This is a genomic window from Rhizobium sp. P2_G2 (assembly GCF_056403555.1).
Map to the genome: position 1 here is coordinate 132,281 of NZ_JBFUFF010000004.1, position 20,318 is coordinate 152,598.

Below are 20,318 nucleotides of genomic sequence, written 5' to 3' on the forward strand. Positions count from 1 at the left end.
CCGTCGATCAGATGGCTCACGAAAGGGTGCTCCGTCAAAAATTTTCGCAATGCACAAGATCGTGACTTGCATCGTGGAAGTGACCTCCCTACCTACTTCCATAACGGAAGCAACCTATCCCACCCGGGAACGCCACGATGGATCACAAGAGCTTCGAGGACATGGCATGCCCGATCGCCCGCAGCCTGGACAAGGTCGGCGAATGGTGGAGTATTCTGATCCTGCGTGATGCCTATCGCGGCAAGACCCGTTTCGACGAGTTCCAGAAGAATCTCGGCATCGGCACCAACACGCTGACACGCCGGCTCAACCAGCTGGTCGGGGAAGGCATGTTCGAGCGCCGTCAGTACAACGACCGGCCGCCCCGCTTCGAATATATCCTCACCGATGCAGGCCACGATTTCCGGCCGGTGCTCGAAGCCTTCATTGCCTGGGGCAACAAGCACGCCCTACCCGATTGCGACTGCAAGCATCGTGTCGCGACATCATGTCCGGAAGACAAGCCTTCCGACTGATTACCCGCCAGCGCCGCCTCGGCGCTACCCCGAACCACCCTCCTCCCAAGCGAACCCCAACCACAGAAAGGGACTGCTATGCCAACTTTGTTCGATCCTATTCAGATCGGTGCGCTGCATCTGCCCAACCGCATCGTCATGGCGCCGCTCACCCGCATGCGCGCCTTTGACGAGCGCGCCGTCGGCCCGATGCAGGCCGAACACTATGCCTCCCGCGCCGATGCCGGCCTGATCCTCACCGAAGCCACCTCAGTCACGCCGATGGGCGTCGGCTATCCCAACACGCCCGGCCTCTGGTCGGACAAGCAGGTCGACGGCTGGGCCCATGTCGTCAAGGCGGTGCATGGCGCAGGCGGTCGCATCGTCTCGCAGCTCTGGCATGTCGGCCGTGTCTCCGACCCGCTCTATCTTGATGGCCGCCAGCCGGTTGCCCCGAGCGCGATTGCCATCAACGGCAATGTCAGCACCGTCCGCCCACCCAAGCCCTATGAAGTACCGCGCGCGCTCGAAACCGACGAGATCGCCGGCATTGTCGAAGATTTCCGCAAGGGCGCCGAGAATGCCAAGCGCGCCGGCTTCGACGCCGTCGAACTGCATTCCGCCAATGGCTATCTCTTCGACCAGTTCCTGCACGACGGCTCCAACAAGCGCACCGACCGTTATGGCGGCTCGATCGAAAACCGCGCCCGCTTGCTGCTCGAAGCGCTCGATGCGGTGTTGACCGTCTGGCCGGCCGACCGCGTCGGCGTGCATCTCAACCTGATGTCGAGCTCCTACGACATGCAGGATTCCGATCCAGTCGCGCTGTTCACCTATGTCGCCGAGCAGCTTAACGCCCGTCATATCGCCTTCATCTTCGCCCGCGAAGCGCTTGTCGGCGATCGTGCGCTGATCGGTCCTGCTGTGCGTGAAAAGTTCAAGGGCGCTTATATCGTCAATGATGGCCTGACCAAGGAGATTGCCGAGCAGGCGGTCGAGAATGGCTCGGCGGATGCCGCCGCCTTCGGCCGGCTCTATATCGCCAATCCTGATCTCGTCGAGCGCTTCCGGCAGGGCGCCGAACTCAACCCGCTCAACGGCGCGACGATCTACACCAGCGATGCGACGGGCTATAATGACTATCCGACGCTCGAAACGGCTGTCGCCGCCTGACGGCCATCGTGCTGGCGGGATGTGGTATAAAGCCATATCCCGCCACAGAATTTTCTATTAGGATCGGGGTCGCGCAATTCTATTCCGACAGTTGCTCGTCATCGGAAAGACTTGCCTCGATATAAACGGCCGTTTAACTAGTCTGTGAACTACCCCAGCCTCACACGGAGTTCGGACCATGACGCTACGCATCAATCAGACCGCCCCCGATTTCACCGCCGAAACCACCCAGGGTACGATCCATTTTCACGACTGGATCGGCGACGGCTGGGCCATATTGTTCTCCCACCCGAAGAATTTCACCCCGGTCTGCACCACCGAGCTTGGCACTATGGCCGGCCTCGAGGGCGAATTCCGCAAGCGCGGCGTCAAGATCATCGGCATTTCCGTCGATCCGGTGACCAGCCATGACAAGTGGCAGCAGGACATCAAGGTCGCGACGGGCTTCGATGTCGGCTATCCGTTGATCGGCGACAAGGACCTGCAGGTCGCCAAGCTCTACGACATGCTGCCGGCCGAAGCGGGCGAGACATCGGAAGGCCGCACGCCGGCCGACAATGCCACGGTCCGCTCCGTCTACGTCATCGGCCCCGACAAGAAAATCAAGCTGATGCTGACTTATCCGATGACCACCGGCCGCAATTTCGATGAGATTCTCCGCGCCGTCGATTCCATGCAGCTGACCGCCAAGCACCAGGTGGCGACGCCGGCCAACTGGAAGCAGGGCGAAGACGTGATCATCACCGCGGCCGTGTCGAACGAGGACGCGGTCAAGCGCTTCGGCTCCTACGACACCATCCTGCCCTACCTGCGCAAGACCAAGCAGCCGCAGGCCTGACCATTTTCGGCGCGACGCGCCGAACAATCACTTATGGACGCGTGTGACGGGCCGCCATGGGCGGTCCGTTTAGCTATCCACGACCCGGGCGCATCGAGCACCCTTGATTCATGCTGATATTTTCGATAGTGCCGCGTTGACGTCCGAGCCCATCAAAGGGCCGATTTCGAGCGGGGAGCTTCAGTTTGGCTGACGATATAAGACACGGCAGCACCTCGCACTCCTACCTCTCCGACGTCACCGAAGGCACCGGCCTGAAGGTCTCCGTGCCCAGCATGATCGTCGGCTGGACGATCGGGCTGGCCGCGCTCGGCGCGCTTGTGGCGCTGACCCTGCATTTCGGCGATATCAAAGCCTTCCTCAAGGCCGTCTACGCGACAAAGCTCGCCTGGCTGCTGCCGGCCATTGCGCTTCAGGTCGGGACCTATATCTGTGTCGCCGCCACATGGTCGCTGGCGCTGGCCAATTCGAAAGTGCATTACCGCTTTTCCGCCCTGTTCCGCCTCTCGGTAATCGAGCTCTTCGTCAATCAGGCGCTGCCGACCGGCGGCCTGAGCGGCACGCTTGTGGTCGTTCGCGGGCTTTCCCTGCGCGGTGTTCCCTCCTCGGTCGGCACGGCGGCACTGCTGATCGGCGCGGTTTCCTACTATTCGGCCTATCTGATCACCGGACTGGTCGCCTTCGGCCTGCTCTGGCTGCACGGCGATCTCACCGGCGTCTGGCTGGCGACCTTCATCGCTTTCGTGTTGATGATCAGCTTTGTCGGCGGGCTGATCCTGATGACCGCATGGTCTGGACACAAGCTGCTGCCGAAATTCATGCTCAAATGGTCGTTCATCGATCGCCTGCCGCATTTGATGGAGCAGGTGAAAATGGAATTCACCCGCAACACCCGCGTCATCGGCGAAACCATCCTGCTGCAGGCCGCGGTCTTCCTGCTGGATGCCGGCACGCTCTATTGCATCTCGCATGGCGTCGGCGCGCCCGTGACCTTCGCCAACGCCTATTCGAGCTTCATGCTCGCTTCCGTGGTGGCGACCGTGGCGCCGATCCCGCTCGGGCTGGGAACTTTTGAGGCAACATCCACCGCCATGCTGCACGCGCTCGGTGCCAGCACCGAAGGCGCGCTCGCGGCCACGCTGATCGTCCGCGGGCTGACCTTCTGGGTGCCGATGATCCCAGGCATCTGGCTGCTGCTGCGGGAAAACCGTCTTCGCCCCAAGGACTCCATGGTCCAGACGCCGGGCAAATAATCTCCGCCGGCCTCAGTCTCTCGCAGCCCAGAGCAGGCCGCGCTCGAACAGCATCGCCATCTGCGGCACCGCGAACTCATCGGCGGTATGGCCGAGCGCGCTGTAGAACACGCGGCCCTCGCCATATTTCCGCTTCCACACCACCGGCATCACCACGCCGCCGATGCCGGGGAAATGCTCGTCGGTGAAGGTCGTGGTCGCCAGCACCTCGTTGCTCGGGTCGGTGTGCATGTAATACTGCTCGGAGTGGTAATCGAAATCGCCGATGCCCTGCATCACCGGATCGTCCGGCCTGGTCACATGGACGCGATAATCGATAATATTGCCGGGATGGGCGACCCATTGCCCGCCGGTTATGAACTGATAATCCGGCTCGTTGCGGAAACTGTCGCCCATCGTGCCGTGAAAGCCGGCCAGGCCCGAACCGCTACGCACCGCTGCGGTAAGATTCTGCAGTTCCGGCTTTTCGATCGTCGACATGGTGATCATCGGCACGATCAGGTCGTAGCTTGTAAGCTCGGGGTTAGCGAACAGCGCCGTCCCTTGGCTGAGCGCCACCGCGAATCCGTGCCTTTCCAGCATGTTCCGGACGATACCGGCGCTGCGTTCCGGTGTGTGGCCTTCCCAGCCGCCCCAGGCGATCAATGCCTTCTTCGACATTCGCATTCTCCTCCACTGCCTGCTTGGCGCCTCCCTGATCAAACCGGGAGACGCGGTGAGGCATAAATGAACGGTTCGCGCCCGAGGTCAACCCTCGGCGAGACGTGACGGCTGCTACAATTCGCCCGGCGCTTCGCGCCGCCAAAGTCTGCAAGCGCGGTTAAACTGCTTAAAGGGCCACATCAGACCTCTTGCTCACGCATCCGGCACATTCTCGGCGAGCTCCTTCAGCCACAGCGCCGCACTTGCATCCGACGGCATCCGCCAGTCGCCACGCGGCGAAAGCGAGCCGCCCGAAGTGATCTTCGGGCCATTGGGTAGCGTCGAGCGCTTGAACTGGTTGGCAAAGAAGCGCCGGAGGAACAGGCCGAGCCAATGCTTGATCTCGGCCAAGGTATAAGCCCTGTAGTCGCTTTCCGGCAGGCCCGACGGCCAATTGCCCTCGTTGATATCCCGCCAGGCGGCAAGCGCAAGGAAGGCGATCTTCGATGGCCGGAAACCGAAGCGCGTCAGATAGTAGAGATTGAAATCCTGCAGCGCATAGGGGCCGACGATCGCCTGGGTGGACTGGATCTGCTGACCCGGCTCCGCCGGCACAAGTTCAGGCGAAATCTCCGTCGCCAGGATCATCCGCAGCAATTCGCCGGTTCGTTCATCGAAATCGCCGGAGGCCGCGACGAAGCGGATCAGGTGCTGGATCAGCGTCTTCGACACCGAGCCGTTGACGTTATAATGCGACATGTGATCGCCGACGCCGAAGGTGCACCAGCCGAGGCCGAGTTCGGAGAGGTCGCCGGTGCCGACCACCAGCGCGTTGTGCCGGTTGGCCAGCCGGAAGAGATAGTCGGTCCTCAGCCCCGCCTGGACGTTTTCGAATGTCACGTCGTAGACCGGTTTGCCCTCGGCGAAGGGATGGCCCATATCGGCCAGCATCTGCCGCGCCGCGGGCTTGATATCGATCTCTTCCGCCGTGGCGCCGATGGCGCGCATCAGCGCCCAGGCATTGCTCTTGGTGCCTTCCGAAGTCGCAAAGCCGGGAAGCGTATAGGCAAGGATGCCGGAGCGATCGAGGCCGATCAGATCCATGGCGCGCGCCGTAACGATCAGCGCATGGGTGGAATCGAGGCCGCCCGACACGCCAATGACGGCATGTTTCATGCCCGTCGCCTTGAGCCGCTTGGCAAGGCCCTGGACCTGGATATTGTAGGCCTCGTAGCAATCCTCGGCGAGCCGCTTCGGGTCGGACGGAACATAGGGGAAGCGTTCGATAGGTCGCCGCAGAGCAACCGGCTCGGACGGCACATCGAGCGCAAAGGTCATTGTCCGGAAAGCCGGCGCGGCGCCAATCTCGTTGCTGACGGTATCGCCGAAAGTGTTGGTCCGCATCCGCTCCTGGCGAAGGCGTCCGACGTCGATATCGGCAATCGCCGCCTCCGGCTGCCAGGAAAAGCGATTGGTCGAAGCAAGCTGATTGCCCATTTCGAAAATTTCGGCCTGGCCGTCCCAAGCGAGGTCGGTCGTCGATTCGCCCGGTCCCGCAGCGGAATAGGCATAGGCCGCGATTGCCCGCGACGACTGGCTTTCGCAGAGCCGCCGGCGCGTCTCGGCCTTGCCGATGGTGATATTGCTGGCCGACAGGTTGAGCAGGATTTCGGCCCCGGCCAGGGCGGCCCGCGACGACGGCGGCATCGGCACCCAGAAATCCTCGCAAATCTCGGCATGGAAGGTGAACTTTGCCGAGCCGGACGAGGCGAAGATCAGGTCCGTGCCGAACGGCACGTCACGACCGGCGACCGCGATCATCTCGCCTGTCACTCCGGCCCCGGACTTGAAATGCCGGCGCTCGTAGAATTCGCGATAGTTCGGCAGATAGCTTTTCGGCACGACACCGAGGATTTCGCCGCGATGAATGATCACCGCCGTGTTGAAGAGGCTGCCGAGCGCGCGGAGCGGCGCCCCAATCACCAGCACCGGAAACAGCTTTTTCGACGCATCGACGATCCGGGCGATCTGCCGCTCGACCTCTTCGAGCAACACATCCTGCAGCAGGAGATCGTCTATCGAATAGGATGACAGGGTAAGTTCGGGAAAGAGCACCAGGGCTGCATGTTCGGCAGCGCCTTTCGCAGCACCCTCCAGCACTTCGTTTGCCGCAAAGGCGGGATCGCTGACCGCGCCGCGCGGCACATAAGCCATGATGCGAATGAAATCGTGGCTGTAGAGAGAATGAAACATGCGCTTCCCCATCCTGGCAGTCCGACAGACGATCGGCGGGATCAGTTGCTCCTGCTCGATCCCCCGACGTGGATGCAACATTTTGCAAGAGAATGCCAGTACCGGCCGGCGGCACTGGCCATGCGCGAGACACAAACCGCAGTTTTGCACGACGGCAATGCCGCCCGTCGTGCAGCCTTTTGAGAATGTCGCAGACAGGCTTCAATTGCGACGTCGCAAGCCCTAAGATTGTCGCCAACATCACACGGGGTTACAAGAATGGCAGAATTTCCTCAGAAGGCGAAAGTGGTCATCATCGGTCTGGGCGGTATCGTCGGCGCATCGATCGCCCACCACCTGATCGAACGCGGCTGGGACGACATCGTCGGCATCGACAAATCAGGCATACCGACCGATATCGGCTCCACCGCCCACGCTTCCGACTTCTGCTACACGACCAGCCACGACTACCTGTCGGTCTGGACCACCCAGTATTCGATCGATTTCTATGAGAAGATGGGCCACTACGCTCGCGTCGGCGGCCTCGAAGTCGCCCGCACCGGCGACGACACCTGGATGGAAGAGATCAAGCGCAAGGTGACGTCAGCCAAGGCTTTCGGCACCCGCGCCCATCTCGTCTCGCCGGAAGAAATCAAGAAGCTCTTCCCGCTGATCGAGCAGGACCAGGTCATGGGCGGCATGTTCGACCCCGATGCCGGCCTCGTCATTCCACGCTCGCAGACGGTCGCCGGCAAGCTGATCGACACGGCCGAGAAATCCGGCAAGCTGAAAGTCTTCGCCAACACAGCGGCGCAATCACTGATCGTCGAGAACGGCCATATCAAGGGCGTCGTCACCCATCGCGGCACGATCATGGCGGATCATGTCATCGTCTGCGCCGGCATCTGGGGCCGCCTGATCGCGGCCATGGTCGGAGAAGACCTGCCGGTCATGCCGGTCGACCATCCGCTCACCTTCTTCGGTCCGTTCAACGAATTCGCCGGCACCGGCAAGGAAATCGGCTATCCGCTGCTGCGCGACCAGGGCAACTCCGCCTATATGCGCGACACCGGCGACCCGACCACGGCCGAAGGCGGCCAGATCGAATGGGGTTATTACGAGGCGAACAATCCGCGCCTCTGCCATCCGCGCGAAATCCTCGAAAAGCACGAATCCCGCCTGTCGCCGTCGCAGCGCGACCTGGAAATGGACCAGATCATCGAGCCTCTCGAACGAGCAATGGAACTGACCCCGATCCTCGGCGAACTCGGCTATAACGAGGGCCATTCCTTCAACGGCCTGCTGCAGGTCTCCGCCGCCGGCGGCCCGTCCTGCGGCGAGAGCCAGAAGGTTCGCGGCCTCTGGTATTGCGTCGCCATCTGGGTCAAGGACGGCCCTGGCTACGGCAAGCTGATCGCCGACTGGATGACCGACGGCCGCACCGAAATCGACCATAACAGCATCGATTATTCGCGCTTCTACCCGCACCAGCTGACCGAAGAATTCATCCACGGCCGCAGCTTCGAAGCCGCGCAAAAAATCTATTTCCCGGCCGTGCATCCGCGCGAGCCCTATGCCAGCAGCCGCAATGCCAAGCGCTCGCCCTTCTACGAGCGCGAGAAGGAGCTCGGCGGCCATTTCATGGAGCTTGGCGGCTGGGAACGGTCCCATGGCTACGCCGCCAACGAGCACCTTCTGGAGAAATACGGCAACCGCGTTCCGGTGCGGGCAAACGAATGGGACAACCGCCATTTCTGGCGCGTCTCGAATGCCGAACATCTGGCAATGAGCGAGGATTGCGGCATCGTCAACCTCAGCCATTTCTACATGTTCGACGTCGAAGGTCCTGACCATGTCGAGCTGCTGGAATGGCTCTGCGCCGCGAAAATCGGCGGTGATGCCAATATCGGCAAGGGCATCTATACCCACTTCCTCGACGACGAGGGCATGGTCCGCGCCGACTTCACCGCCTTCCGCATGGCCGACCGCATCCGCGTCGTCGACGGCGCCGATGCCGGCCCGCGCGACTTCCACTATGTCAAGCGCATCGCCGAGGACAAGGGTTTCGACGTTACCGTCACCGACGTGTCGGAGAAGTACATCACCATCGGCATCTGGGGTCCGAATGCCCGCGCCACGCTGAAGAAGGTCGTTGCCGATCCGGCTGGCCTCGATCTCGAAAATTTCGCTTTCGCTGCGATCAAGCAGATCGAGATCGCCGGCAAGCCGGTCAGCGCCTTCCGCATTTCCTATGTCGGCGAACAGGGCTGGGAACTGCATATGAAATACGAGGACGGCCTCGCCGTCTGGGACGCACTGCGCGCCACCGGCGTCATGGCCTTCGGCGTCGAAACCTATGCCAATTCCCGCCGCATGGAAAAGAGCCTGCGCCTGCAGAACGCTGACCTCCTGACCCAGTACAACCTGATCGAAAGCGATTTGGCGCGTCCGAAGGTCAAGGATGTCGATTTCCGCGGCAAGGCCAAGCATCTCGAATACAAGGCCCGCGATCACCAGCCGGCCATGCTGTGCACCCTGGTCATGACCGAGAATACCGACAAGAACGGCGTCGCCCGCTACCCGGTCGGCTCACTGCCGGTGATCGATCCCGAGACCAGCAATGTCCTGGTCGACGAACTCGGCCGCCGCTCCTACACGACCTCGATCGCCTTCGGCCCGACGGTCGGCAAGAATATCGCGCTCGCTTATCTGCCCTGGTCGCATTGCCAGGTCGGCCGCAAGCTGAATGTCGAGTATTTCGCCGAGACGTATCCGGTGGAAGTGGTTGGGGTGGGCTACAAGCCGATCTACGATCCGGAGAATTTGAAGCCGCGGAGCTGAGGCTTACCAGCTTCAGTGCCTGGCGCAGCTTTTCACAAGCTTCAGCGTTTGACGCTGCCCCTCACCCTAACCCTCTCCCCGTAAACGGGGCGAGGGAATCCGCTCCAAGTTTGCCGCAGCGAAACGCATTCGGTAGACGTTTGAGAGGGACGGGAACGGCGCCGCAAGTCCCTTCTCCCCATTCTACGGGGAGAAGATGCCGGCAGGCAGATGAGGGGCAGATCGCCGATGGCGCGACATTCTCATCAATACGCCGTCGCCTCTGGCTACCCCTTCAGCACCCCACCGGCGGCAAGCACCGCCTCCGGCGTATCGACATCGAGATGTGCCGCATCACCGATATCGACATCGATCACCGCCAGCCCCGATGTCTCGATAATGTGACGCGCCCCGACATCGCCCTCAAGCCGCATCACCTCGTCATGCAGCGAAACCGGCAGTATCACCGGGTTGCCACGCTTGCCCTGCGAGACCGCACGGACGATTGCCTTCCCGCTCGCCTCGCGGAAAGCAGCCATCAGGAGCTTCAGGCTGTCGGCCGTGACGCGCGGCATATCGGCCAGCATGACCAGCACGCCATCCGCCGCCCGTGCCTCGGCTGTCGAAAAACCGGCAATCAGCGACCCCGCCATGCCCGCGGCATAGTCTGGATTGTGCGTCAGACTGATCTCCAGCGCCCCAAGCGCCGCAGCGATCTCGCTGTCGCGATAGCCGGTCACCACCGTTACAGAACCCGCGCCGCTCGCCAGCGCATTTTCCGCTGCCCTGCGGATCAACGGCACGCCATCGAATTCCGCCAGTAGCTTGTGCGACCCGCCCTCGCCCATGCGGCTCGCCCGACCGGCTGCCAGCAGCACGACGGCAACCGAAATCTGCTGCAGCGGCTTTTCCGCCGTCTCACGCGGCCGCGGCCTCGTCTGTATTTCCATCAGCAGTCCTCCGACGCCCAAACCACTGATATCATCTGATGTCGGCATGTCGCCGGCAAGGATTCTGTCCATCACCCAATCAAAACCGTTTTCCTTCGGGCTGCGGGCGCAGCCCGGCGCACCGATCACCGGCACGTCGCCGATCCGGCCGAGCACCAGGAGATTGCCCGGATCGACCGGCATGCCGACCCGGATGACCTCGCCGCCCGCCTGCCGGATCGCTGCCGGGATGACATCCGCAGGATCGATCACGGCCGAGGCGCCAAATACGATGATGAGCTTGCGCGCATACCCCGGCACCGCCATCGCCGTCTCGATCGCTTCTGCCACCGGCGCAGTCTCATGCGGCACGCGCACTTCCTGAATGAGGCGGCTGCCGGACGGCTGAAGCCGCTGCGCCAGAACCCGCGCCGTCTTGTCCATGACCGACGGCTTTAGCGATGGCAGCTCGGTTGCCACGAGGAAAACCGAATGCGCGGCAAAGGGCTGGACCTGGAAGGGCGGCGAGGAGCCGAGAATATCCTTTGCCCACTCGACCTTGTCGCGCGGCACGGCGAGCGGAATGATCTTGAATGTCGCCACCATGGCGCCGGCCTGTACCACCGACCGATCTGCCAGACAGGCCAGCGTCATCGCCGGGTCGATGCGGTTCAACCGGTCAATGACCTCGCGGTCCGCGGTGAACAGGCCGTTGACGCCGGCATAGATGTTGACCCGGCCCGTCGCCGCCTCGGAAAAACGCAGATGATCGGACGCAATCGCAGCGGCCAAAGCTGCCGCGGCCTCATCCTCGGAAAGATCGCCGGGATCGAGGCGTGCAGCAATGACGCTTTCGACAGCACTCGACCTGAGCGCATCGAGATCCACCTCCGTCAGCACGTGACCCTTGGGAAACTGCCGGTCCGCCAGCCTGACGGCATGCGCAAGGATGGCGCCCTGGGCTTCACGCAGTGGCAGATCGCCGAAAATCATAGCCCGCGCCTTCCCTGGCCTGCACCTTCCGGCCGCCTCAGTGCCTGGATGATTTCGGCGAGGATCGATACAGCGATTTCGGCTGGGCTCGCCGCGCCGATATCGAAGCCGATCGGCGCATGGATGCGCGCCAGATCTGCTTCCGACATACCTTCATTTGCCAACCGCTCCAGCCGCTTGGCATGCGTCTTGCGACTGCCGAGCGCGCCGACATAGAAGCAGCCGGCCGTCAGTGCCGCGACGAGCGGGTGGTCGTCGATCCGCGGATCATGGGTGAGCGCGACCAGCGCGGAATAGCGGTCGAGCGGATGCTCCTGCAAGACGTCCGCCGGCCAGTCGGCGATCAGTTCGAATCCGGCAAAACGTTCCGGGGTGGCAAAGGCGGTGCGCGGATCAATGATGCGGATATCGAAGCCGGCCAGCGTCGCCATCGCCGCCAGCGCCTGGCTGATATGCACCGCGCCGATTGCCACGATCCGAACCGGCGGCAGGTAGGGATTGAGGAAGAAGGAACGGCCATCGGCCTCAATGGTGCCGGCGCTGCCCGAGCGGAACGCCGCCGAAACTGCTGAAACCAGCACATCGTCGACAATCTCGTCTTCGGCGATGATCCGGCTCTCGCCAGCAGCAAGATCGATCACATGCACCACAGCCTCTCGCGCTGCACGGGCAGCATTCAGACGCGTCAACAGAGCCTGCTGCATCAGTCGAGCCTTTCGACATAGACGCGAATGCGCCCGCCGCAGGATAGGCCGACGCGCCAGGCCGTTTCGTCGGCGACGCCGAATTCCAGCATTTTCGGCCGGCCCGAGGCGATGATGTCCCCCGCCTCCGAAATCACTTCGCCCTCGACGCAGCCGCCGGACACCGAGCCTTCGAAATTGCCGTCCCTGTCGACGATCAGATGGCTGCCGGCCGGACGCGGCGCCGAGCCCCAGGTTTCGATGACCGTGGCGATCGCCACTTCGCGCCCACCAGCCTTCCAGGCCTCGGCAATCGCAAGTGGATCGAGACTATCGGATGGTCGTGTCATGGCGCACTCCCGACTATAGCTGAGATCGCAGCCGAGACGCGGCCGCGGCGAGGACGATAGCAAATCGCGGAATGAATGAAATGCTTGGGCATGTCCTTCGCAAGGCGCAAGGCCGCGGCATCGTTTCCGAACGATCGGCAAAATTCATATCAGACATTCATCATTCCGGAGGCACCCTCCGTATAATTCCATATAGCAACGCCTGGCTTGAATTTGAAGCCACTACGCAACGCTTCCCGCCGCCTTGGCGGACAATTTGGCAAAAAACTGCTCGGCAAGTTTGCTCGTCACGGCACTGACCAAACGGCTGCCCAGTTGCGCAATCTTGCCGCCAACGTCACCTCCGGCAATATAGGTCAGCACGGTCGTATCGGGTCCCTCGCCCGTCAACGTCACGTCGGCCGAGCCCTTCGCGAATCCCATGAGCCCGCCTTTGCCTTGGGCGGCAATGGTGTAGGAATGCGGCGGCTTGAGATTAGAAAGCTCGATCGTGCCTTCGAACCGCACCTTGATCAGGCCGAACTTCACCACCAGCGTCGCATTCAGTGTCGTGTCGGATGTCCAGTCGAGAGCCTCGCAGCCGGGAATGCACTGTTTGAGGAGTCCGGGATCGTTGAGCGCCCGCCAGACGACTTCGAGCGGCGCCGGGATCGTCTCGCTTCCAGTAATGTCCATCCCGCATTCTCCCGTCGCTCTTCCACGCTGAAATCCCGTGCGGTCGCAGGGCGCTCTTCGGCCTAGAAGATATAGGCGGTGGCGACGGGCAGACAAGCAGACCCTTCCGCCCGGCATGTCGCCGCGCGGGCAGTCAGAGGCCGAGATCGCTGAGCGACGGATGGTCGTCCGGACGACGCCCTTGCGGCCAGTGAAACAACCTTTCCGCATCCGACTTGAGCGCGAAGTCATTGATGCTGGCATGGCGGCGCTTCATCAGGCCCCGCTCATCGAATTCCCAGTTCTCGTTGCCATAGCTGCGAAACCAGCGGCCCTCGTTGTCATGCCATTCATAAGCGAAGCGCACGGCGATGCGATCGCCTGTATAGGCCCACAATTCCTTGATCAGGCGATAGTCGAGCTCCTTCGCCCATTTCGCGGCGAGAAAGTCGCGGATCTCCGCGCGGCCATTGATGAACAGGTCGCGGTTGCGCCAACGGCTGTCCGGCGTATAGGCGAGCGACACCCGTTCGGGGTCACGGCTGTTCCAGGCATCCTCGGCCAGGCGGACTTTTTTCGCCGCACTTTCGGCATCGGTGAAAGGCGGCAGAGGCGGACGTTCAGCTTCCATGATCAATCAATCTCCCTGTTCGGCGAGCCTGGCGCGCAGGCTGGCGTTTTCGGCTTCCAATGCCGCCAGACGCTCGTGCAGCGGCTGCACGGCCGCGGCGATCTCAGCCTCGGTGAAGCGCGGCGTGATGTGCTGCGGACAGTTCCAGTCAAACGCCTCCAGGCGCAAGCGAAAAAACCGTTCGGGCTTGCCGCGATAGTCCGTGTCGAAAACACGTTCCGTCAGCGCCGGATCGGCATCGAGCGCCAGAGCCTCCACATGAACATAGAGTTTCAGACGGGTTCGTCTTGCATAATCCATCAGGATGAGCGCCGCCCGGCCGCCGGCATCGACATTGCCGAGGCTGATATATTGCCTGTTGCCACGATAATCGGCGAAGGCCAGCGTCTTGTCGTCGATCACCTTGAGAAACCCCTTCGGTCCGCCACGATGCTGCACATAGGGCCAGCCGGTCTCCGATACGGTGGCCATGTAAAAGCTGTCGCGCTCGGCAATGAACGCTGCTTCATTCGCCGTAAACCGGCTGAAAGCACGATCGCTTGCGAAATCCTGCCAGACATGTGCGCTGCCCATCGCGGCCTGGGCGGCGCGGACACTTGGGGTCGAGGCGATATCGAGGAATCCGTAGGACATGACTTTCTCCTTCACAATCGGCGGGGGCGGTCAGCGCAAATTGCACAGCCGCCTTCTCACTGGGAGAAAAATAGGGCTTCAGGAAATTGAGATAATCTGCTATTTTCAAAAAGGATTATTTCAAATTTCGAGAAAATATGGATCGCCTCGAGGGCATGTCGATCTTCGTTGCTGCCGTGGAAGGCGGAAGCCTGACCTCCGCTGGCCGTCGCCTCGGCATGCCGCTGCCGACCATCAGCCGCAAGCTGGCGGAACTGGAAGAGCATCTCGGCGCCCGGCTGCTGCTGCGCTCGACCCGCCGCCTGACGCTGACAGACGCCGGCAGCGCCTATTTCCAATCCTGCAAGCGTATTCTGGACGAGGTGGGGGATGCCGAGCGGCAGGTGGCGGGCGAGCAAATGGCGCCGAAGGGCGAACTGGTGCTCACCGCCCCAATCGTTTTCGGCCGGCTGCATGTCCTGCCCGTGGTCAACGAATTCCTCGCCGCTTATCCGGAAATCAATATCCGGATATGGCTCTCGGACCGCAATATGCATCTTCTCGAAGACCGCGTGGACCTCGCCGTCCGCATCGGTGCACTGCCCGACAGTTCGATGATCGCCATGCGCATCGGCGAGGTGCGTTATGTCGTCTGCGGTAGCCCGGCCCATTTCGAGCAACATGGCGTCCCCACTGATCCGGACGACTTGGCAAACCGCCCCTCGATCGCCTTCGACATGCTGGGCTCACCGCCGTCCTGGACCTTCAAGCTGGCGGAGCATAGCCGCGACCATGCGGTGGCAATCCAGCCGCGGCTATCGGTGAACACGGCGGAAGCCGCACTCGATGCGGCAATTGCCGGCGTCGGCATCACCCGCGTGCTCTCCTACCAGGCGGCACGCGCGATAAAGGAGGGCAAGCTGCAAGTCGTGCTCGGCGCCTTCGAAGGGCCGCCATTGCCGGTCTGGCTGCTTCATCAGGCACAGGGGACGATCCCGCTCAAGCTGCGAAGCTTTATCGATTTCGCCGCTCCGCGGCTCAGGCGACGGCTCGAAGAAGCCGCTTTGCCGCGTTGAGTGGGCATGACCGGTCTGGATAGGACGAAATCGATCGATCCTAGAATTTTGTCGCGAAATTGAGCCAGACAGCGTCGCCCTGGGCACGGTTTTCGGCCATGAGGTCGTGTTGCCAGGAGGCGCTGAATTGCATTGCCGGATTGAAGCTATAGGTCAGCGATGGGCCGATCGCGAAACCTTTGCCGCGATGTCCGTCCATTGCAACGCCTGGTCCGGTGTCATCGGTAAACTGCAAGAGATAGTAACCGGTCGCCCCGACTTTGACCTTGTCGAAATTCCAGCCCGCCGCGTAATCCAGGACGAATTCGTCGCCGGATCGATAATGCGTATCGGTGTTTTCGCTGTTGAAGATAAAGCGTGCCGAGGCCGCCAGTTCGAGCCCCTGCGGATCGAAATAGTGATAGCCCGCAGTCGGCTGCAGCGACCAGTGGTTCAGCCCGGTATTGGCAAAGGCATCCTTGTCATATTGCCCGGTCGGCATTCCGACATCGAGCCCGAGGACGAATGTCTGTGCCTGGTCGGGGTGCCAGGCGAGCCCGATCGTTGCCGTCATATCGCCAGGCGCAAACGCGGTATCGCTGGCAAAGACGGAGGACAGGTTGAGATGGATGACCGGCAGGACGAGTTGGCCCCAGACCTGCGCATCTCCAACCCGGATGTCGGAGACATAGAGAAGGCGCAGCGTTTCGACGGCCGCATCGACGTGAAAGTCGATCGGAATCTCGTGACCCTTGCTGTCATTGGTCCGGTCGGAGCTGAAATAGCTTGTCTGCGACAGGAAATAGAGGCCTTCATAGGGTGGGATGGAGCCGGCAAAGAATTGCGACGCGCCGGGCGCATATTGGGTATTGCCATTCTCCGCCGCCTGGGCCGCCACGGCACAGACCGAACTCATGATCATGGCTGATGCCAGTTTGCGAAAATGTCTCATCATTCCCTCCTCTTCAATGATGCGATGAGCCGCCGCGCCGAGCGGTTTCAATCGCCGGCGCTTCAATCTGGATGGGGTCAATGTCGTGCGGGCGCACGCCTCCGTTCCCCGTGAGCTAGGGGTTGGCAGCGTCGGTCAAACGCCTGCTGCCCGGTTCAATATGTCGTCAGATGTCCCGCCATACCCCTGTGACGCCGGCGCGGAGCTCGCCCGGCGTCGATCGGCTTCGCTGGTACTCCGTCCCGAGCGACGCCGATGAACTTCCCGGACCTTGCTTAGATACGGGATTGAAGGATGTAAAATTGCTATTCGTCATAGAAGTATTGACACGCTGAATAGTCGGCGCGCCTGATATTCAGTGGTGATGTATTTTGCGGAAGATGTCTTCCCTACGCGGCATGACGCTCCGCTGCGGCCTGCTTGAGTTGCGAACGGATCCAGATCAAGGCCGGATCACGGGTGCGATAGCTGTGCCACTGCACCGATTGTTCCAACGGAGGCAGCGCGAGAGGCGGCTCCACGATCGCCAGCCCGTCAAGTCTCGTCATCATTTCGGCCAGACTGCGCTGGACGAGCGCAATCCTGTTCGTGCCTCTGACCAGGATCGGCAGCGACGTGAACGAGAAGGTCGTCACTTCCACCTTGAGTTCGACGCCCATTTCCCGGCAGGCTTTCTGCGCGACGCTTTCGCCGCCATTCGGCGGCAGCATGACGATATGGCCGGCAGAGATGAAATCTTCCTTGCTCAGCCCGCCCACGGCATGTGGCCCCTCTGCATCCACCACGGCGCAGAATTCGTCTTTCAGCAGTTCTTCCATCGGATGATTGGTCGAACAGAACACGGTCGGCGCGACCAGCAGATCGGCTTCGCCCCGTTCCAGCAAGAGATGCGGGAAATTTTGCTGCGGCTTGAGATCGATGCGGATGCCGGGCGCCTGCGTGGCGACCCTGCGAAGAAACGGCGGGATCAGCGTGTGCAGCGTATAATCCGACACCACGAGACCGATGCTGCGGGTCGATTGCTGTGGTGAAAAGGATGGCGTCGAGACGACGGCTGTTTCGATGCGGACGATGATATCCCTGAGCGGCTGTTCCAGCGTGACAGCCAGAGGCGACAGTTCCATGCTGCGGCCGACCTGGATCAGCAGGGGATCGTCGAAATAATCGCGCAGCCGGCCCAGCGCATTGCTCATCGCCGATTGGGTAATGAACATTTCGTCGGCCGCACGGCTGACATTGCGGACACGGATCAATGTGTCGAGAGCGACCAGAAGATTGAGATCAAGGTTCTTGAAACGCATATCGTCCTCCCGAATATATTCAGCGAATTAATACATGCCATTGAAATAAGCAATTTCATAAACGATTTGGTTTGCACTAATCCTGACACAGGGAGGCAGCCGCACGACGTGGCGGCGGATATTTATCAACCTCCCGAAACACGGCGATTGTCTCGTAGTGGTGCGTGGAGGCCTGATGTTTAAATATTTTCCCACCAACTATGTCTGGAACCTCTCCGTCGACCTGTCGATCGAGATGGGCGCCCGGATCGGGGAAATCGAGGAAATGTGCGCCCCCCTGCAGGACGCGGCCAAGGCGCCCGACGCAGCCGGCACCATGGCCTTCCGCCAGACCTGGGTGACGATGGCCGACAAGTTGATCGCACTTGCCGAAGAGGATGAAGCGCGCCGTCGGACAATCTCGGCCGGCGACAAGCTGATCCGCGCCGCCAACTATCTTCTCACCGCCGAGCGCCTGCAGGCGCATGGTTCGGAAGGGCGGCTTGCGCTCTACCAGCGCTTTCTCGCGGCGTTCGCCAAGGGGTTGGAGCTTTCCGGTTCGCGCTGCAGACGCGTCGACATTCCCTATGAGGGCAAGCATCTCTCGGCCCTCTATGTTCCCGCCGAAGGCGTGCAAGGCCCCGCGCCGATCCTGGTGCAGGTGAATGGCCTGGACAGCACCAAGGAGATGAAATTCCTCGTCGGCCTGCCGAAATGGTTGGCTGAGCGCGGTGTCGCTTCGCTGATCATCGATCAGCCCGGCACTGGCGAAGCCCTACGCCTGCAAGGGCTGACCGCGCGCTATGACAGCGAACACTGGGCAAGCCGCATTGTCGACTGGCTGGAAACGCAGCCGCATATCGACCCCAGGCGGATCAGCATGGAGGGCGTCTCGCTCGGCGGTTACTACTGCCCCCGTGCGGTCGCCTTCGAGCCGCGTTTTGCCTGCGGCGTCGTCTGGGGCGCCAATCACGATTGGCGTGACGTGCAGAAGAAACGGCTTGCCAGGGAAGGCAATTTTCCCGTGCCGCATTATTGGGATCATGTCCGCTGGGTCTGGGGCGCCAAGGATATGGACGAGTTCATGGCGATCGCCGAAAACGTCCATCTCGACGGCATACTCGACCGCATTCGCGTGCCCTTCCTCGTCACCCACGGGGAGAAGGACAGCCAGATCCCGCTTCACTGGGCGCAGGCGACCTATGACCAGCTGGTCAACAGTCCGCGCCGCGAACTCAAGATTTTCGACGCCCGCACCGGCGGTGTCCAGCATTCGAGCTTCGACAATTCGGCCAATGCCGGCGCCTATATCGCCGATTGGGTCGCCGAGGTTCTGGGTGGGCGAACCGCTCTCGATGGATGATGCCGGCCGCTTTGGCGAAGGGCATGCTGGAGGAATGGAAGAATGAATATCATAGGTCCCGACTATCTGGTTTTCGGTGTCGACGACGTGGCTGGCGCGATCGAATATCTGACGGCCTTCGGCCTGAAGCCCGTCGACGTCTCGGACAAAGGCGGCCTGTTCGAGGCGCTCGACGGCACCGGCATCATCGTCCGCCACAAGTCGGACCCTACCCTGCCGCCGCCGCTCAGGACATCGAACATGCTGCGCCAGCAGATCTATGGCGTGCGCTCGGCGGCCGATCTCGACGCGATCGAGGCGGAACTTGCCAAAGACCGTCGCGTGACGCGGCTCTCGGACGGCTCGATCGAAGTCAAGGACGACCAGGGCTTCGAACTCAGGTTCCAGGTCACCATGCGCCGCGAACTCGACATGCCGGCGGAAAAGATCAACGCGCCCGGCGCGCCTGCGCAGCGAAAAGCCAATGAAATCGGCGTCTGGGAGGAGATGCCGGCTTTGCCGCGCTCACTGAGCCACGTCGTGCTCTTCGTGCCCGACATCGAGATTGCCGCGAATTTCTACTGTTCGCGCCTGGGCTTCGTCATCACCGATGTGCTCAAGGGGGCCGGGCCGTTCCTGCGGCCGAAGGCCAACGACGATCACCACACGCTGTTCTTCATCCGCACGCCGGAATACATGCAGGGCTGCGAACATCTGGCCTTCCACATGGGCGGCCCGACCGAGCTGATGGTCGCCGGCACCCGCTTCGTCAAGAAGGGCTTTCAGAGTTTCTGGGGGCCGGGCCGGCATAAATTCGGTTCGAACTGGTTCTGGTATTTCAACAGTCCGCTCAGCTGTCACTTCGAATATGACGCCGACATGGACAAGCACGACGACAGCTGGGTGGCGCGCGAGGCGCCCATGGGGCCGGAAGCCTCGCAGATCGTGCTGTTCGAAATGCGCGAGAAATGGGCGCCGGGCGGGCCGCCTCCAGGCGCGAAGGGCTGACCGCGCATGGTCATGGAAGAGGCGCAGGCCCTGCTTCGGCTATGCCATGCAAGCGACATCGCCGAGGGCGAGGCGCGGGGCTTCACCCCGGCGCCGTCATGGCGGCGCAAGGTGATCGTCACCCGCCGCGGCGACCGCCTCTTCGGCTGGCTCGATGCCTGCCCGCATTATACCAGCGGCACGCCGATGGCGTGGAAGGCGGATGCCTATCTCAACGGCGAGGGCAAGCATCTCGCCTGCCATTCGCATGGGGCACTCTTCGATATCGAAACCGGCGAATGCGTGCTCGGGCCCTGTCTGGGCCAAAGTCTCAGGAAAGTGGAGCTGGTGATCGGCACGCATGGCGACGTGTTCGTGGCGGATCGCCTGTAGGAGGA

At 61.8% G+C, this 20,318-nt stretch carries 19 protein-coding genes; 9 read left to right on the forward strand and 10 right to left on the reverse strand.

Annotated elements, in window-relative coordinates; translation table 11 throughout:
* Positions 1 to 137 precede the first annotated feature (137 nt).
* The 4 genes from AC1D06_RS05440 to AC1D06_RS05455 all read left to right on the forward strand — a co-directional run bounded on the left by AC1D06_RS05440 (position 138) and on the right by AC1D06_RS05455 (position 3,758).
* Complete coding sequence (locus tag AC1D06_RS05440) at positions 138 to 515, forward strand: winged helix-turn-helix transcriptional regulator (protein WP_477985458.1); 378 nt, start codon at positions 138 to 140, stop codon at positions 513 to 515.
* A 78-nt stretch (positions 516 to 593) separates the two neighbouring features.
* On the forward strand, positions 594 to 1,667 hold the full coding sequence (locus tag AC1D06_RS05445; RefSeq protein WP_477985459.1) for an alkene reductase: 1,074 nt from the start codon (positions 594 to 596) through the stop codon (positions 1,665 to 1,667).
* 178 nt (positions 1,668 to 1,845) lie between these two features.
* Positions 1,846 to 2,505, forward strand: coding sequence for a peroxiredoxin (locus AC1D06_RS05450; protein ID WP_477879112.1), 660 nt, complete (start codon positions 1,846 to 1,848; stop codon positions 2,503 to 2,505).
* 185 nt (positions 2,506 to 2,690) lie between these two features.
* Complete coding sequence (locus AC1D06_RS05455) at positions 2,691 to 3,758, forward strand: lysylphosphatidylglycerol synthase transmembrane domain-containing protein (RefSeq protein WP_477985460.1); 1,068 nt, start codon at positions 2,691 to 2,693, stop codon at positions 3,756 to 3,758.
* 12 nt (positions 3,759 to 3,770) lie between these two features.
* On the opposite strand, the gene AC1D06_RS05460 is transcribed toward AC1D06_RS05455, so the two are convergent.
* Together AC1D06_RS05460 and AC1D06_RS05465 are read right to left on the reverse strand one after the other, a co-directional pair.
* Positions 3,771 to 4,418: a ThuA domain-containing protein gene (locus AC1D06_RS05460; protein WP_477985461.1), complete on the reverse strand. Its 648-nt coding sequence runs from the start codon at positions 4,416 to 4,418 to the stop codon at positions 3,771 to 3,773.
* A 195-nt stretch (positions 4,419 to 4,613) separates the two neighbouring features.
* On the reverse strand, positions 4,614 to 6,653 hold the full coding sequence (locus AC1D06_RS05465; RefSeq protein ID WP_477985462.1) for an NAD(+) synthase: 2,040 nt from the start codon (positions 6,651 to 6,653) through the stop codon (positions 4,614 to 4,616).
* A gap of 258 nt (positions 6,654 to 6,911) precedes the next feature.
* Here AC1D06_RS05465 and AC1D06_RS05470 point away from each other — a divergent pair, with 258 nt between their 5' ends.
* Positions 6,912 to 9,473, forward strand: a complete 2,562-nt coding sequence (locus AC1D06_RS05470) for a GcvT family protein (protein ID WP_477985463.1) — start codon at positions 6,912 to 6,914, stop codon at positions 9,471 to 9,473.
* A gap of 266 nt (positions 9,474 to 9,739) precedes the next feature.
* On the opposite strand, the gene AC1D06_RS05475 is transcribed toward AC1D06_RS05470, so the two are convergent.
* From AC1D06_RS05475 to AC1D06_RS05500, 6 genes are all read right to left on the reverse strand, one after another.
* A complete protein-coding gene (locus AC1D06_RS05475) occupies positions 9,740 to 11,374 on the reverse strand; it encodes an NTP transferase domain-containing protein (protein ID WP_477985464.1) in 1,635 nt (544 codons plus the stop codon).
* Positions 11,371 to 12,078 (reverse strand): XdhC family protein, encoded by a 708-nt coding sequence (locus AC1D06_RS05480; RefSeq protein WP_477985465.1) that lies wholly within the window; start codon positions 12,076 to 12,078, stop codon positions 11,371 to 11,373. The genes AC1D06_RS05475 and AC1D06_RS05480 overlap by 4 nt, the downstream gene beginning before the upstream one ends.
* Positions 12,078 to 12,407: an XdhC family protein gene (locus tag AC1D06_RS05485; protein WP_477879105.1), complete on the reverse strand. Its 330-nt coding sequence runs from the start codon at positions 12,405 to 12,407 to the stop codon at positions 12,078 to 12,080. The genes AC1D06_RS05480 and AC1D06_RS05485 overlap by 1 nt, the downstream gene beginning before the upstream one ends.
* A gap of 222 nt (positions 12,408 to 12,629) precedes the next feature.
* On the reverse strand, positions 12,630 to 13,082 hold the full coding sequence (locus AC1D06_RS05490; RefSeq protein ID WP_477985466.1) for a CoxG family protein: 453 nt from the start codon (positions 13,080 to 13,082) through the stop codon (positions 12,630 to 12,632).
* A gap of 133 nt (positions 13,083 to 13,215) precedes the next feature.
* Positions 13,216 to 13,692: a nuclear transport factor 2 family protein gene (locus AC1D06_RS05495; RefSeq protein WP_477985467.1), complete on the reverse strand. Its 477-nt coding sequence runs from the start codon at positions 13,690 to 13,692 to the stop codon at positions 13,216 to 13,218.
* Between the two features lie 6 nt (positions 13,693 to 13,698).
* Positions 13,699 to 14,325, reverse strand: coding sequence for a pyridoxamine 5'-phosphate oxidase family protein (locus AC1D06_RS05500; RefSeq protein WP_477879102.1), 627 nt, complete (start codon positions 14,323 to 14,325; stop codon positions 13,699 to 13,701).
* A 137-nt stretch (positions 14,326 to 14,462) separates the two neighbouring features.
* On the opposite strand from AC1D06_RS05500, the gene AC1D06_RS05505 reads away from it, so the two are divergent.
* A complete protein-coding gene (locus AC1D06_RS05505) occupies positions 14,463 to 15,380 on the forward strand; it encodes a LysR substrate-binding domain-containing protein (RefSeq protein WP_477985468.1) in 918 nt (305 codons plus the stop codon).
* A 40-nt stretch (positions 15,381 to 15,420) separates the two neighbouring features.
* Here AC1D06_RS05505 and AC1D06_RS05510 read toward each other — a convergent pair whose 3' ends face one another.
* Positions 15,421 to 16,311 (reverse strand): SphA family protein, encoded by an 891-nt coding sequence (locus AC1D06_RS05510; RefSeq protein WP_477985469.1) that lies wholly within the window; start codon positions 16,309 to 16,311, stop codon positions 15,421 to 15,423.
* 389 nt (positions 16,312 to 16,700) lie between these two features.
* The gene (locus AC1D06_RS05515) at positions 16,701 to 17,612 is read right to left on the reverse strand and encodes a LysR family transcriptional regulator (RefSeq protein ID WP_477985470.1); all 912 of its coding nucleotides are present in this window, start codon (positions 17,610 to 17,612) and stop codon (positions 16,701 to 16,703) included.
* Between the two features lie 175 nt (positions 17,613 to 17,787).
* Between AC1D06_RS05515 and AC1D06_RS05520 the strand changes: the two genes are divergently transcribed.
* From AC1D06_RS05520 to AC1D06_RS05530, 3 genes are read left to right on the forward strand one after another with little or no spacing between them, the layout of a single operon-like run.
* Positions 17,788 to 18,954, forward strand: a complete 1,167-nt coding sequence (locus AC1D06_RS05520) for an alpha/beta hydrolase family protein (RefSeq protein WP_477985471.1) — start codon at positions 17,788 to 17,790, stop codon at positions 18,952 to 18,954.
* A gap of 42 nt (positions 18,955 to 18,996) precedes the next feature.
* Positions 18,997 to 19,941, forward strand: a complete 945-nt coding sequence (locus AC1D06_RS05525) for a VOC family protein (protein ID WP_477985472.1) — start codon at positions 18,997 to 18,999, stop codon at positions 19,939 to 19,941.
* Positions 19,942 to 19,947: 6 nt separating this feature from the next.
* Complete coding sequence (locus AC1D06_RS05530; protein WP_477985473.1) at positions 19,948 to 20,313, forward strand: Rieske (2Fe-2S) protein; 366 nt, start codon at positions 19,948 to 19,950, stop codon at positions 20,311 to 20,313.
* Positions 20,314 to 20,318: the final 5 nt, after the last annotated feature.

What these genes read in the sequence shown, in the direction of transcription:
- AC1D06_RS05465 (WP_477985462.1), bottom strand. Translation starts at nt 6,653, where the DNA reads ATGTTTCATTCTCTCTACAGCCACGATTTCATTCGCATCATGGCTTAT.
- AC1D06_RS05525 (WP_477985472.1), top strand. Translation starts at nt 18,997, where the DNA reads ATGAATATCATAGGTCCCGACTATCTGGTTTTCGGTGTCGACGACGTG.
- AC1D06_RS05495 (WP_477985467.1), bottom strand. Translation starts at nt 13,692, where the DNA reads ATGGAAGCTGAACGTCCGCCTCTGCCGCCTTTCACCGATGCCGAAAGT.
- AC1D06_RS05475 (WP_477985464.1), bottom strand. Translation starts at nt 11,374, where the DNA reads ATGATTTTCGGCGATCTGCCACTGCGTGAAGCCCAGGGCGCCATCCTT.
- AC1D06_RS05480 (WP_477985465.1), bottom strand. Translation starts at nt 12,078, where the DNA reads ATGCAGCAGGCTCTGTTGACGCGTCTGAATGCTGCCCGTGCAGCGCGA.
- AC1D06_RS05485 (WP_477879105.1), bottom strand. Translation starts at nt 12,407, where the DNA reads ATGACACGACCATCCGATAGTCTCGATCCACTTGCGATTGCCGAGGCC.
- AC1D06_RS05500 (WP_477879102.1), bottom strand. Translation starts at nt 14,325, where the DNA reads ATGTCCTACGGATTCCTCGATATCGCCTCGACCCCAAGTGTCCGCGCC.
- AC1D06_RS05445 (WP_477985459.1), top strand. Translation starts at nt 594, where the DNA reads ATGCCAACTTTGTTCGATCCTATTCAGATCGGTGCGCTGCATCTGCCC.
- AC1D06_RS05530 (WP_477985473.1), top strand. Translation starts at nt 19,948, where the DNA reads ATGGTCATGGAAGAGGCGCAGGCCCTGCTTCGGCTATGCCATGCAAGC.
- AC1D06_RS05470 (WP_477985463.1), top strand. Translation starts at nt 6,912, where the DNA reads ATGGCAGAATTTCCTCAGAAGGCGAAAGTGGTCATCATCGGTCTGGGC.
- AC1D06_RS05520 (WP_477985471.1), top strand. Translation starts at nt 17,788, where the DNA reads ATGTTTAAATATTTTCCCACCAACTATGTCTGGAACCTCTCCGTCGAC.
- AC1D06_RS05515 (WP_477985470.1), bottom strand. Translation starts at nt 17,612, where the DNA reads ATGCGTTTCAAGAACCTTGATCTCAATCTTCTGGTCGCTCTCGACACA.
- AC1D06_RS05510 (WP_477985469.1), bottom strand. Translation starts at nt 16,311, where the DNA reads ATGAGACATTTTCGCAAACTGGCATCAGCCATGATCATGAGTTCGGTC.
- AC1D06_RS05450 (WP_477879112.1), top strand. Translation starts at nt 1,846, where the DNA reads ATGACGCTACGCATCAATCAGACCGCCCCCGATTTCACCGCCGAAACC.
- AC1D06_RS05460 (WP_477985461.1), bottom strand. Translation starts at nt 4,418, where the DNA reads ATGTCGAAGAAGGCATTGATCGCCTGGGGCGGCTGGGAAGGCCACACA.
- AC1D06_RS05490 (WP_477985466.1), bottom strand. Translation starts at nt 13,082, where the DNA reads ATGGACATTACTGGAAGCGAGACGATCCCGGCGCCGCTCGAAGTCGTC.
- AC1D06_RS05505 (WP_477985468.1), top strand. Translation starts at nt 14,463, where the DNA reads ATGGATCGCCTCGAGGGCATGTCGATCTTCGTTGCTGCCGTGGAAGGC.
- AC1D06_RS05440 (WP_477985458.1), top strand. Translation starts at nt 138, where the DNA reads ATGGATCACAAGAGCTTCGAGGACATGGCATGCCCGATCGCCCGCAGC.